The following is a 12,890-nucleotide window of genomic DNA, read 5'->3' on the forward strand; positions in this document are numbered from 1 at the left end:
CATTACAAGGCCACCACAGTGACCCTGCACATCACCTCTTTCGAGGGCGGCAACGCCCTGAGCAACTTCCGCGTCCAACAACTTCTGCCCGCCTTGCAAGGTGTGAGCGACAAGATTTCCGGCATTGCGGCCCGTTTTGTGCACCTGGCTGCCACCGATTCCGCGCCCGACCAGGCCTTGGCCGACAAGTTGGCCGCCTTGCTGACCTATGGTGACCCCTATACCGGCCCCACGCAGCAAAACGCTGACGGCCCCGCCATCGTGGTGAGCCCGCGTTTCGGTACCGTGAGCCCTTGGGCCTCTAAGGCCACGGACATTTCCCACAACTGTGGCTTGGCCGTCAAGCGGGTGGAGCGCCTGGTGGAGTACCGCCTGACACTCAAGCACGGCTTGTTGAGCAAAACCGTGCTGACGCCGGAGCAGCTGCAGGCCGTTGCCGCCTTGCTGCACGACCGCATGACCGAGAGCGCCATGCTGGACCGCGCCCAGGCACAAGAGCTGTTCAACGCCTTGCAACCCGCGCCCATGGACCATGTGGATGTGCTGGGCGGTAGCAAAGATGCACTTGTGAAGGCCAACACCCAGTTCGGCTTGGCACTGGCCGCTGATGAGATTGACTATCTGGTGAACGCCTTCACCACTCTGGGCCGCAACCCCACCGACGTGGAGCTGATGATGTTCGCGCAGGCCAACAGCGAGCATTGCCGCCACAAAATCTTCAACGCCCAGTTCACCATCGACGGTGTGGCGCAAGACAAGAGCATGTTCGGCATGATCCGCAACACGCACCAGCTCAACCCGCAATACATGCTCGTGGCGTACTCGGACAACGCCTCGGTCATGGAGGGTGTGGAAGTAGAGCGATTTGTAGCCAAATCGGCCTCTGGCGCCCAAGAGGTGAGCGCACCTAGCTATGAAAAGCATAGCAAAACCAACCATATTCTGATGAAGGTGGAGACCCATAACCACCCGACCGCCATCAGCCCGTTCCCCGGCGCCTCTACCGGTGCGGGCGGCGAGATTCGTGACGAAGGTGCCACCGGCCGCGGCTCCAAGCCTAAGGCGGGCCTGACAGGCTTTACCGTCTCCAAGCTCTGGGGCAGCACGCTGGGCAAGCCCGAGCACATTGCCAGCCCGCTGCAAATCATGGTCGAAGGCCCCTTGGGTGGCGCGGCGTTTAACAACGAGTTCGGCCGGCCCAACCTGCTGGGCTACTTCCGCGAGTACGAGCAGACAGTCGCTAGCGATGTGGACACCGTGGCACGCGGCTACCACAAGCCCATCATGATCGCGGGCGGTCTGGGCATCATCGATGCCGACCAGACCCACAAGATCGAATTCCCCGCTGGCAGCCTGCTGATCCAGCTGGGTGGCCCCGGCATGCGCATCGGCATGGGCGGCAGCGCGGCCAGTTCCATGGCCACCGGCGCCAACGCGGCCGAGCTGGACTTTGACTCGGTGCAGCGCGGCAACCCTGAAATCGAACGCCGCGCCCAAGAGGTGATCAACCAGTGCTGGATGCAGGGCGAGCAGAACCCGATCCTCGCCATCCACGACGTGGGTGCCGGTGGTTTGAGTAACGCCTTCCCCGAGCTGACCAATGACGCGGGCCGTGGTGCGCGCTTTGATTTGCGCGCAGTGAAGCTCGAAGAATCCGGCATGGCGCCCAAGGAAATCTGGTGCAACGAAAGCCAGGAACGTTATGTGATGGCGATTGCGCCCGAGTCGCTGGAGCAGTTCACCGCTTTGTGCGAGCGCGAGCGCTGCCCGTTTGCGGTGATTGGTGTGGCCACTGAAGAACGCCAGTTGCAACTGGTGGACGAAGGCCAGGAGTCGCCCGTCGACATGCCCATGAACGTGCTGCTGGGCAAGCCGCCCAAGATGCACCGCGATGTCAAAACCGTGGCCCGCGCGTTCAAACCCCTCGACCTGACCGGCGTGGACCTGCAAAAGGCCGTGATCGACGTGCTGGCCCACCCCACGGTGGCGTCCAAGCGCTTCTTGATCACCATTGGCGACCGCACGGTGGGTGGCCTGACCCACCGCGACCAGATGGTCGGCCCCTGGCAGGTGCCGGTGGCAGATTGCGCCGTGACACTGGCCGACTTCAAAGGTTTTGCGGGTGAAGCCATGTCCATGGGCGAGCGCACGCCGCTGGCGGCACTGGACGCACCAGCCTCCGGCCGCATGGCAGTGGCCGAAGCCATCACCAATCTGCTGGCCGCGCCCATCGACTTGCCACGCGTGAAGCTCTCTGCCAACTGGATGGCCGCTTGCGGCGAGCCCGGTGAAGACGCTGCGCTGTACGCGACCGTCAAGGCCGTGGGCATGGAACTGTGCCCGGCTTTGGGCATCAGCATTCCCGTCGGCAAGGATTCCTTGTCCATGCGCACACAATGGAAAGACGGCGGCACCGACAAAAAGGTGACATCCCCTGTGTCCCTGATCGTGAGCGGTTTCGCCACCTTGCAAGACGTGCGCGGCACGTTGACGCCACAACTGAATGCGTCTGAGGACACCACCTTGGTCCTGGTCGACCTGGGCAAGGGCCAGCACCGCATGGCGGCGAGCATCCTGGCGCAAACCCTCGACCAAGTGGGCGACAAAGTGCCTGATCTGGACGACGCCAAGGACCTGGTAAACCTCGTCAACGCGGTGAACGCACTGCGCGCCAAGGGCCAAGTGCTGGCCTACCACGACCGTGGTGATGGTGGCCTGCTGGCTACGGTGGCCGAAATGGCCTTTGCCGGCCGCGTGGGTGTGGCGCTGAATGTGGACATGCTGGTTACCGAGGGCGACGGCATTTCTGACAGCCGCATGGATGTGGGCGACAGCAAAAACTGGGCAGGGCAGGTGGGTGCCCGCCGTGAAGAGGCCACGCTCAAGGCCCTGTTCAGCGAAGAGCTGGGCGTGGTGCTGCAGGTGCGCACGGCGGAGCGCTCGGAGGTGATGGCCACCCTGCGCGAGCATGGCTTGTCCAAGTTCAGCCACTTCATCGGCAAAACGAGGCCGGCCACTGACAGCATTGCCGCAGGCAAGGGCGAGCTGCAAATCTGGCGCGATGCCAAGAGCATCTTCAGCGCCAAGTTGGCCGATCTGCACCAAGTCTGGGATGCGGTGAGCTGGAAGATTGCCCAGCAGCGCGACAACCCGGCCTGCGCCGATGCGGAGCACGCGGCTGCTGGCGCCGAGCAAGACCCCGGCATGAATGTTTATATGCCAAATCAGGCTCTAACCCTCATAGAATCTGCGCAAGCCGCTACCAAAACAGGAGCGCCTGCGATTATGGGTAGCCGCCCCAAAGTGGCCGTGCTGCGCGAGCAGGGCGTCAACTCCCATGTGGAAATGGCATACGCCTTTTCTGAGGCCGGCTTTGAAGCCTATGACGTGCACATGACCGACCTGCAGACCGGCCGTGCCAAGCTCTCTGACTTCAAGGGCGTAGTGGCTTGCGGCGGTTTCAGCTACGGTGACACGCTGGGTGCCGGCATCGGCTGGGCGCGCAGCATTACGTTCAATGACGTGCTGGCCGACCAATTCAAGGCCTTCTTTGCCCGCCAGGATACCTTTGGCTTGGGCGTGTGCAACGGCTGCCAGATGTTTGCCGAGCTGGCCGACATCATTCCCGGCGCGCAAGACTGGCCGCGCTTCACCACCAACCAGAGCGAACGCTTTGAAGCCCGCCTCTCCATGGTGGAGGTGTTGGAGTCGCCTTCTCTGTTCTTCAAGGATCTGGCCGGCATGCGCTTGCCGATTGCGGTGGCGCACGGCGAGGGCTTTGCCAACTTCAAGTACCGGGGCAACGCCGAGAAGGCCATTGCCGCCATGCGTTATGTGGACAACACCGGTGCGGCCACTGAGGCCTATCCGTTCAACCCCAATGGCAGCCCGGGCGGCCTGACTGCGGTCACCACGGCCGATGGCCGCTTTACCGCCATGATGCCGCACCCCGAGCGCGTGTTCCGCAACGTGCAAATGAGCTGGACCAGTCTGGACAAGAGCGCGTTGAGCCCGTGGATGCAGCTGTGGCGCAATGCGCGCAAGTGGGTGGCTTAATTCGCCGTCGGGGATGCCGGTTTGACACAAGGGGCCTTCAGGCCCCTTGTTTTTGCCACTACAGTCCCCAGTTGTCGACTTCCGGCGGTAGCCAGTCTGGTTGCCGCCTCCCAACTTTAGAAAGCATTTGATGTCCGACCTCATCAGCACACTCCAGTGGCGCTACGCCGCCAAGAAATTCAACCCCGCCAAAGCAGTCCCCCAGGACAAGCTGGACCGCATCCTGGAAGCCGTGCGCCTGACTGCCACTTCCAGCGGCTTGCAGCCCTATGAGCTGATCGTGGTGAGCAACAAAGAGTTGCGTGAAAAGATCGTGCCCGTGGCCTGGAACCAAGCGCAGATCACCGACGGCTCGCACCTCTTGGTGTTCGCCGCTTGGGACAACTACACCGCCGAGCGCATCAACACGTCTTTCGACTTGGTGAACACCGAGCGCGGTTTCGTGAACGAGGGCTGGGAAAGCTACCGCAAGATGATTCTGGGGACCTATGTGCCCCGCGACGCCGAAGTGAACTACCAGCACGCTGCCCGCCAAGCCTATATTGGCGTGGGAACTGCTTTGATTGCGGCTGCTGAAGAGAAAGTCGATGCCACGCCCATGGAAGGCTTTGACCCTAAGGCTGTGGACTCCATCCTGGGCCTGGACCAGCGCGGTCTGCGCAGCGTGGTGATCATGCCTTTGGGCTACCGCGCTGATGAAGGTGATTGGTTGGTTAACCTGAAAAAGGTACGCCGCAGCCGTGAAAACTTTGTCACTGAGCTGAAGTGAAGTACCTGCGCCGCCTGCTGCAACCCCGCAAGCCAGCCTTCTGGCTCATGTTGGTGTTGAATGCACTGTCGACGGCGCTGGTTTGGATCGTGCAGCACCACACACTGCGGCCCGTCGCGGCCACCGCGGTGGTGGTGTTTGCAGTGGGCAATATGGTGTTGGGCCTGTATTTCATGCGCCAGCTGTTGCAGACCCAGACGCCTGAAGAGCGCACCCCCCAGAGCCCCCACTAAGCGGTCAGTGCCCGAACTCCTGTTTCGGGCGGGTCTTGTGGAAGGTCAGGGGCACGCCTTGTACCGCCTCCAGCAACTCTTTGCGGCTCTGGTTGGCGACACCGGTTTTCATCTTGCCCACCACGTGCATTTCGCAGGGTTTGCAATCAAACCGCAGGGTGAGTTTTTCTTTGCCGTTGATGAGCTGCAGCGGCTCTGCCTTCACCTGACCCTGCACACCGGTCACGCCCTTGGCCTGCTTGGGGCACAGGCTGAGCGAAAAGCGCACACAGTGCTTGGTGATCATCAGGCTTACTTCGCCCAGTTCTTCTACCGCCTCATAAGCCGGGGCAATCACTTTCACACCGTGCTTGGCGTAGAAGCCGTGGGCAGCCTGGTTGAACACATTGGCCAGATAACTCAGGGTGTCTTCGGGGTAGGCCACCGGCGGCTCAACCGCCACACCGGGGGCCAGACGGACAAAACCGGCAGCGCGGGCCTGTTCCAGGGCCTCGACCGCCTCACGCCGCAATGGGTTGAGCACCGAGGCCGGCACAAACCAGGGCTGGCTGAACTGCACTTGCACATCCAGCGCCGCAAACATAGTGGCGCCCATCTTGCTGACGTTGTCCTTAAGGGTGTCCATGGCGATGCCCGCATCCTTAGCTATTTCGCGGGGCAGGGTGGTTCGGGCGGTGGCGGTGAAGCCGTCTTCATCGGTCAGGGTGAGGGCGATGCCGTCCGGTGTTTCAACCAGCGCAGCCCACACGCCGATACGGCGGTCGCTGCTTTTTTTGTCGAGGGTGCGCGTCCAGTTCACATCGCGGTTGCGGTTCACCTCCACGCCTTTGCGCAGGTCTTTGAAACCGGGCATGGGGTCTTTAGGGAACACACGCCACAGACCTTTGGGCGCATTGATAGCTTCGGCGCGGTTGATGGCCAGGCCCACCAGCTCTTTTTGCAGGTCGTAGTAGCACAGGCCGTCGCCATTGCTAAGTGCCTTGCTCCGGTCCATGAGCTCCAGCTCTACGCTGTCGGCATTCACCTTGGTGACGTATGCGATCGCTTGCCCCGGGTTTTTGGGGGTGTCGAAGGCGCCGATGTCGATCTGGCGCCCCTGCACAAAGTAGTCGGTGAACTCGCGGTTGAAGTTCTGGTTAGGGTCCGGCTCGAAGGTGAAGGTGGTGCTGCCGCTGCTGCTGCGGGCCAGGGGGCGGTCAGAGTACTGTCGGTCTTCGATCAGCCGGTCCAGCAGCTTGCGGTAGTGGGCGGTAATGTTCTTCACATAGCCCATGTCCTTGTAGCGGCCTTCGATCTTGAAGCTGCGGATGCCGGCGTCCACCAGCGCGGCCAGGTTTTCACTCTGGTTGTTGTCTTTCATGGACAGCACATGCTTGTCGTGCGCCACAAAGCGGCCCTTATCGTCTACCACCTGGTAGGGCAGGCGGCAGGCCTGGCTGCATTCGCCGCGGTTGGCACTGCGCCCCGTGTGGGCCGCGCTGATGTAGCACTGCCCGCTGTAGGCCACGCACAGCGCGCCGTGGATAAAGAATTCCAGGGTGCATTTTTCCGGATCGGTGGCGGCGCGTATGGCTGCAATCTGCCGGGCTGTGAGCTCGCGGGCCAGCACGATTTGCGACAGCCCCACATCCTGCAAAAAGCGGGCCTTTTCGGGAGTGCGGATATCGGTCTGGGTGCTGGCGTGCAGTTGCAGGGGCGGCATGTCGATAGCCAGCAAGCCCATGTCTTGCACGATGAGTGCGTCCACACCGGCTTCATAGAGCTGCCAGGCTTGCTGGCGCGCACCCTCCAGCTCGTCATCTCGCAGAATAGTGTTCATGGTGACAAAAATGCGGCTGTTGAAGCGGTGCGCATGCTGCACCAGCTTCGCGATATCTGCCACGCTGTTGTCCGCACTGGAGCGGGCACCAAAGCCCGGCCCGCCGATGTAGACCGCATCGGCGCCATGGTTCACCGCTTCGATGCCGATCTCGGCGGTACGGGCGGGGGCCAGCAATTCGAGTTGAAAATCTTGCAAAGACATGGGGCGGCATTATCCCGCAGCAGCTTGCACTTGGCATGCGCCCGGACCGCTACACTCACCGGCTCCCATGCCCAACACTCCCTCGACCCATTGGCCCCGCGTCCTGCTTTTGTGGGGCTGCGGCATTCTGGCCGCGATGCAATTTGCCAAAATTTCGCTCGCTTTTCCCTTGCTGCAGCAGCATTTCGGCGTGAGCACCATGGAAATGGGCTGGGCCCTGTCGCTGGTGGGCGTGGTGGGGCTGAGCCTGGGCGTCAGCATGGGCCTGTTGGCTCCTCGCATAGGCTACCGGCGCTTGTTATGCGGGGGCTTGGCGCTGGGTGGAGTGCTCGCGGGTTTGCAGGCACTTCCATTGTCTTTCCCGTGGTTTGTAGCGACCCGGGTCCTGGAGGGCGCTTCTCACTTGGCGGTAGTCGTCGCCGCGCCCACCTTAATCTCAGGCACCACGGCTTTGCACCACCGGTCCATCGCCATGGGTCTGTGGAGCACCTTTGTGGGAACTGCCTTTGCCCTCACGGCCGCCGGTGGCGCACAGTTTTTAGCCTTCGCCGGCCTGGAATCCCTGTTTGCCCTGCACGCAGTGCTGCTGCTGGTGGCCGCGGCCTCAGCCTGGTGGGCGTTGCCGCAGGACACCGTGCTGGCCGCCCGTGCCCCGCATGGAGCGGGCTTGCTGGCACGCCACGTTCGCACCTACACCGATTGGCGTACCGCTTTACCGGGCCTCTGCTTCTTTTGCTACACCGGCATGGCGGTGGCCCTGCTGACGTTTTTGCCCCGGGGCCTCGCGGAGGCTGAGCGATGGGCGGCCCCGATACTGCCGCTCATGGGCATTGCCGGCACGTTCGGCGCAGGTTGGTTAACCCGGCGCAGTAGCCCGATGCGCCTACTGCAGCTGCTCTATCCCTGCCTGGGGCTGGCCGGCGTGTTATGTGCCTGGAGCGCACTCAGCGGCTGGGGCTATGCCGAGGCGGCTATCGCGCTCATGCTGATTTCGGGTCTGGCTGGTGGCTGCGCTTTTGCCCTGATTCCTCACCTCAACCACGATAGCGCCCAGCAGGCCCGCGCCAACGGTGCTGTGGCGCAAATGGGCAACCTCGGCGCGACCTTGGGCCCACCGTTGTTTGCATGGTCTACCGCGCTGCACAGTGCCTGGGGCCTGGCGGTACCCGTGGTCATGTTGGCGGCCTTGGGGATTTTGCTCACGGCTTGGGGGCGCGCCATGCAGGGCTCAGCACCCCGCAATCGCCAGAGCCACTGATAGAGCGCTATGTCCAGGCCCCGCATCGACGATCTAGACGCCCTGCGGGGCTTTGCCATGGTCTGGATGACGGTTTTTCACCTGTGTTTTGACCTGAACAACGCGCGCGTAATTCAGCAGAATTTTCTGCAAGACCCGCTGTGGACCTGGCAGCGCACCCTCATATTGAGCCTGTTCCTCTGTTGCGCCGGGGCAGGGCAGGCCGTGGCGTTTGAGCGGGGGCAGAGTTGGCGGCATTTTGGCTGGCGCTGGCTCCAGATAGCCGCTGCGGCAGGGCTGGTGTCAGCCGGCTCGTGGGTGATGTTCCCGGACAGTTTTATCTATTTCGGTGTGTTGCACGGCATGGCGGTCATGCTGCTCATCACGCGACTCATGGCACCGCTAGGGCTCGGATGTGCGGGCGTCGGACTGCTGATTATTGCTATTCATTTGATAGCTGGCGGCGCACTATCTGCTTGGGCTAGCACCCAATGGGGTCTTGATATGAACGGGCGCAGTCTGAACTGGCTCGGGTGGATCACCCGCTTGCCCCGCACGGAAGACTATGTGCCACTGTTTCCCTGGCTGGGCGTGATGTTGCTGGGCTTTGGAGCCATGCAATGGCGCCTGCGCCGACCGCGCTCGGGTGGCTTTGCGCTTACGGGCGCACTCACGCAGTATCTGGCGGTACTGGGGCGCTGGAGCCTGAGCTACTACCTCTTGCACCAGCCGGTGCTGCTGGGCTTGCTGTGGCTCGCCGGTATAGGCCGTTAGCCTCCGCGCTATCTTCATCCGCTAACTAACGACAGGCAACAAAAAAGCGGCCGGAGCCGCTTTTTCTGGGGTGCACAGTGCCGCGAGGCGCTTATTCCACCTTAGCTTTTGCGCGCAGATCGTCCTGGAACTTGGCAATCTTTTGCTGCTGCAGTTGCTGGGCGATTTGTGGCTTCACGTCTTCGTACTTAGGCAACTGGGCTTCGCGCTGGTCTTCCAGGCGAATGATGTGGTAGCCGAACTGGGTCTTGACAGGGGTGTCGGTCATCTTGCCCTTGGACAAGGCCACCAGCGCGTCAGAGAACTCTTTCACGTAGCTGCTGGCGTTGGCCCAATCGAGGTCGCCACCATTGGCACCGGAGCCCGGGTCTTTGGAGTTTTTCTTGGCCAGGTCTTCAAACTTAGCGCCCTTTTTCAGTTGGGCGATCAGTGCCTTGGCCTGCTCTTCTTTTTCTACCAGGATGTGGCGCGCACGGTACTCTTTGCCGGCGTTGGCAGAGGCAAACTTGTCGTACTCGGCCTTGGTCTCTTCGTCTGTGACGGGGTTCTTTTTCTGGAAGTCGGCAAACAACTCGCGAATCAGAATGGACTGGCGGGTCAGATCGAGCTGGTTTTTGTAGTCTTCTGTCGCGTCCAGGCCGCGGGCCTGGGCTTCTTGGGTGAAGATTTCGCGGGCAATGATTTCCTCGCGCATCTGGCCTTGCATTTCAGGGGTCACAGGGCGACCGGAGCGGGCGACCTGCTGGGCCAATGAGTCCATGCGCGCGGTGGGAACTGCTTTGCCGTTCACGATGGCAATGTTCTGCGCCACAGCGCCTTGGGCGACTGCCATCAGGCTGGCTGCAGCCAAGGCGGACAAAATGTGCTTCTTCATACCGTTTCCTTCAGGAATGCTTAAATCTTAGTGTTGCCAGAGGGCGAGGCATCGGCCTCAATGGCCAAGGCGTGAAGGCCCTGGTCAATGAAATCTTGCAGCGAATCATACACAAGGCGATGCCGTGCTACGCGGCTCAAACCGGTAAATAAAGGTGAAGCAATCTTCACCCGGAAATGGGTACCGACACCGCTGTCATTGGCACCCACATGACCGGCATGTTGGTAGCTTTCATCGATAACTTCCAGCCGCTGCGGTTGCAGGGTGGACTGCAAACGCAGCTCGATGTTGCCGGCGGTGGGTTCTGTCGCGCTCATGGTTTGGGGGGCTCCTCAGGAGCGCTATCTGCCTTCAAGTAAGGCGAGATATACAGGCCCTGGCCGATCAGGAACGCCAGGGGGAACACATAGCCCCAGAGCTTGAAGTTGGCCCAGGCGTCTTCACTGAAATAGGCAGCCACATAACCGTTGCTGATCGCCATGAACAGGGTGTACGCGATCCAGGCGATGTTGAGCTTGTGCCACACCGCATCCGGCAGCTCCAGTTGGCTGCCCAACATGGACTTCAGGAAATTGATTTTCATACCCCACACCGCCACGGCCAGCGCAATCGCCATGCCCGCGTACAGCACGGTGGGCTTCCACATGATGAAGCGTTTGTCGTGCAGCGCCAGCGTGATGCCGCCGAACACCAGAATCATGCCCAAGGTGATCTTGTGCATGGTGGTGAGCTTTTTGTCGATCCAGTAAATGATGGCCATTTGCGCCACGGTGGCCGCCATGAGCACCGGCGTGGCGAAGTAGATCGCCTCGTCTTTGCTGATGCCGAAGGTGTCGTGCAGCTTGTAGGCCGCAAAGAACAAAAGAATGGGGATGAAGTCGAGGAGTGTTTTCATTTGGGCGTGAAGTGTAGCGAGGCCGAGTTCATGCAATAGCGCAAACCGGTGTTGGTGGGGCCATCAGGGAACACATGGCCCAAGTGCGCACCACATTGGCTGCACACGGTCTCGACCCGCACCATGCCATGGCTGCGGTCAGTAATTTCGGTAATGGCGCCGGGAATGGCCAGCGAAAAGCTGGGCCAGCCGCAATGGGCATCGAACTTGGTGCCGGAGTCAAACAGCTGGGCGTTGCAACACATGCAGTGGTAGCTGCCGTCAGCCCAATGGGTCTCGTATCGGCCTGTGAAAGGCCGCTCGGTCGCGGCCTGGCGGGTCACCTGGTAGGCCACCGGCTCAGCGCCTTTTTCGGCGAGCAGGGCTTTCCATTCAGCATCGGTCTTTTGGATCGGGTAGGTCATAGGGCTCTTTCAATGCGGGAATTAGGAGTAGAGAAGGGAGGGGAGGGGGCTGCAAGCGACTCACGAACTGCAGCTGATGGAGATTTGCGCAGCCCAGTCCGGGGGAAACCCGGCCCAAGCGTCATGCGCCGGGTGTTCGTCGTACGGGCGCTCCAGAACTTTCAGCAAATCGGCTACAACAGAGAAATCTTTTGCTTTCGCCGCCTGAATGGCTTGCTCACCCAGGTGGTTGCGCAGCACATATTTAGGGTTGGTTTTTAGCATCAAATCGGCCGCTAGCCCAGGTGGAGTATGCGCAAGTAGCTCCGAATACGATAGCAACCAGGTATCGATGGCCGGGCGGTTTAAAAACAGGTCGCGCACCGAGTCGCCAGCCGCTGCCGGGTCTGCCACCCAGTGGCTCAGCCGTCGCCAGAAAATGGTGAAGTCGACTTTGTCCGCCGCCAGCAGTTTCAAGATGTCCTCGATCAGTGGCTTGTGGGCCTCCCGGGCCTGGTCAAAGCCCAGCTTGGCGGCCATGCGCCGCGCAAACGCCCGGGGGTAGATGTCCTTGAAGGTCTCCAGCGCCGCAATCGCATGCTCCTGCTCTTCGATCAGCGGCATCATGGCTTGCCCCAGACAAAACAGGTTCCAGTACGCCACATTCGGCTGCTTGTAAAAGGCGTAGCGGCCGCTAGTGTCCGAGTGGTTGCAGATATGACCGGGGTCGTAGGCATCCATGAACTGGAAGGGCCCGTAGTCGATGGTCAAGCCCAGAATGCTCATGTTGTCGGTGTTCATTACCCCATGGCAAAAGCCCACCGCCTGCCAGTGCGCCACCATCTCCGCGGTGCGCGCGGTTACCGCGGCGAGTAGCGCGACATAGGGGTTGGCATTCCAACGCGGGTCTTGCCGGCACTCGGGGTAGTGGTGGTCGATCACAAAGTTGGCCAGCGTTTTCAGCTCGCCCGGCATGCCGTGGTGGCAAAAGTGCTCAAAGTGCCCGAAGCGGATGAAGCTAGGCGCCAAGCGGGTCACCACCGCGGCAGTCTCCAGGGTTTCGCGCCGCACCGGAGCGTCTGAACCGGTGACACACAGCGCGCGCGAAGTGGGAACCCCCAAGCCGTGCATGGCCTCGCTCGCCAAAAATTCCCGGATGCTGCTGCGCAGCACCGCCCGCCCGTCGCCCATGCGCGAAAAAGGCGTCAGGCCCGCGCCTTTGAGTTGCACCTCCAAGCCATTCACTTCGCCGAGCAGAATGGCGCGGCCATCGCCCAACTGTCCGGCCCACTGGCCGAACTGGTGGCCGCTGTACACGCTGGCGAGGGGTTGGCTGCCCAGCAACAAGCAGTTTCCACTCAGGGCGTGTAGCACGTCAGGATGCTGGAGCCAGGCCTCGTCCCATCCGGCGTCGCGGGCGGCTGAGGCACTGGTCCCCACCCAATAGGGCGCAGGCAGCGGGGTCGGAGACAGGCTTTCAAAAAACGCTTCGCCCAGTATGGCAAAGCGGTTGTTCCAGCGGAGATTCAGGTCCAGCGCATCAGGCGCAGGTGGCAAATAAGACATGGGTGAATTGTCCCGCATATGACTAATTCAGCGTCTCCGAGGGGACTTGGGCGCAGTACTATCTGAGCTGCCAAAGTTGC

Annotated in this window: 11 protein-coding genes; 5 read left to right on the top strand and 6 right to left on the bottom strand. The window is 61.4% G+C overall.

The genetic code is table 11. The features are described 5' to 3' along the window. Window positions 1-18 precede the first annotated feature (18 nt). The 3 genes from purL to QZW03_RS14170 all read left to right on the top strand — a co-directional run bounded on the left by purL (window position 19) and on the right by QZW03_RS14170 (window position 5,058). Window positions 19-4,056, top strand: a complete 4,038-nt coding sequence (gene purL, locus QZW03_RS14160) for a phosphoribosylformylglycinamidine synthase (RefSeq protein WP_296510756.1) — start codon at window positions 19-21, stop codon at window positions 4,054-4,056. A gap of 130 nt (window positions 4,057-4,186) precedes the next feature. Further along, on the top strand, window positions 4,187-4,825 hold the full coding sequence (locus QZW03_RS14165; protein WP_296510661.1) for an NAD(P)H-dependent oxidoreductase: 639 nt from the start codon (window positions 4,187-4,189) through the stop codon (window positions 4,823-4,825). Continuing rightward, window positions 4,822-5,058, top strand: coding sequence for a hypothetical protein (locus QZW03_RS14170; RefSeq protein ID WP_296510662.1), 237 nt, complete (start codon window positions 4,822-4,824; stop codon window positions 5,056-5,058). Before QZW03_RS14165 ends, QZW03_RS14170 begins: the two co-directional genes overlap by 4 nt. Window positions 5,059-5,062: 4 nt before the next feature. On the opposite strand, the gene QZW03_RS14175 is transcribed toward QZW03_RS14170, so the two are convergent. Further along, window positions 5,063-7,081, bottom strand: coding sequence for a U32 family peptidase (locus QZW03_RS14175; RefSeq protein ID WP_296510663.1), 2,019 nt, complete (start codon window positions 7,079-7,081; stop codon window positions 5,063-5,065). A 67-nt stretch (window positions 7,082-7,148) separates the two neighbouring features. Between QZW03_RS14175 and QZW03_RS14180 the strand changes: the two genes are divergently transcribed. Then, window positions 7,149-8,339, top strand: coding sequence for an MFS transporter (locus tag QZW03_RS14180; RefSeq protein WP_296510664.1), 1,191 nt, complete (start codon window positions 7,149-7,151; stop codon window positions 8,337-8,339). Between the two features lie 9 nt (window positions 8,340-8,348). Next, window positions 8,349-9,092, top strand: a complete 744-nt coding sequence (locus QZW03_RS14185; RefSeq protein WP_296510665.1) for a heparan-alpha-glucosaminide N-acetyltransferase — start codon at window positions 8,349-8,351, stop codon at window positions 9,090-9,092. A gap of 91 nt (window positions 9,093-9,183) precedes the next feature. On the opposite strand, the gene QZW03_RS14190 is transcribed toward QZW03_RS14185, so the two are convergent. Genes QZW03_RS14190 through QZW03_RS14210 form a run of 5 tightly spaced genes read right to left on the bottom strand, consistent with a single transcriptional unit; the run spans window position 9,184 to window position 12,810 of the window. Further along, a complete protein-coding gene (locus tag QZW03_RS14190; RefSeq protein WP_296510666.1) occupies window positions 9,184-9,966 on the bottom strand; it encodes a peptidylprolyl isomerase in 783 nt (260 codons plus the stop codon). Between the two features lie 20 nt (window positions 9,967-9,986). Next, the gene (locus QZW03_RS14195) at window positions 9,987-10,283 is read right to left on the bottom strand and encodes a BolA family protein (RefSeq protein WP_296510667.1); all 297 of its coding nucleotides are present in this window, start codon (window positions 10,281-10,283) and stop codon (window positions 9,987-9,989) included. Next, entirely contained in the window at window positions 10,280-10,861 is a 582-nt protein-coding gene (locus QZW03_RS14200) for a septation protein A (protein ID WP_296510668.1), read from the bottom strand. The genes QZW03_RS14195 and QZW03_RS14200 overlap by 4 nt, the downstream gene beginning before the upstream one ends. Then, window positions 10,858-11,265, bottom strand: a complete 408-nt coding sequence (msrB, locus tag QZW03_RS14205) for a peptide-methionine (R)-S-oxide reductase MsrB (RefSeq protein WP_296510669.1) — start codon at window positions 11,263-11,265, stop codon at window positions 10,858-10,860. Before msrB ends, QZW03_RS14200 begins: the two co-directional genes overlap by 4 nt. 60 nt (window positions 11,266-11,325) lie before the next feature. After that, window positions 11,326-12,810: a protein adenylyltransferase SelO gene (locus QZW03_RS14210; protein WP_296510670.1), complete on the bottom strand. Its 1,485-nt coding sequence runs from the start codon at window positions 12,808-12,810 to the stop codon at window positions 11,326-11,328. Window positions 12,811-12,890 lie beyond the last annotated feature (80 nt).

Origin of the sequence: Rhodoferax sp. (genome assembly GCF_013297935.1) — a bacterium.
Taxonomy (GTDB): domain Bacteria; phylum Pseudomonadota; class Gammaproteobacteria; order Burkholderiales; family Burkholderiaceae_C; genus Allorhodoferax.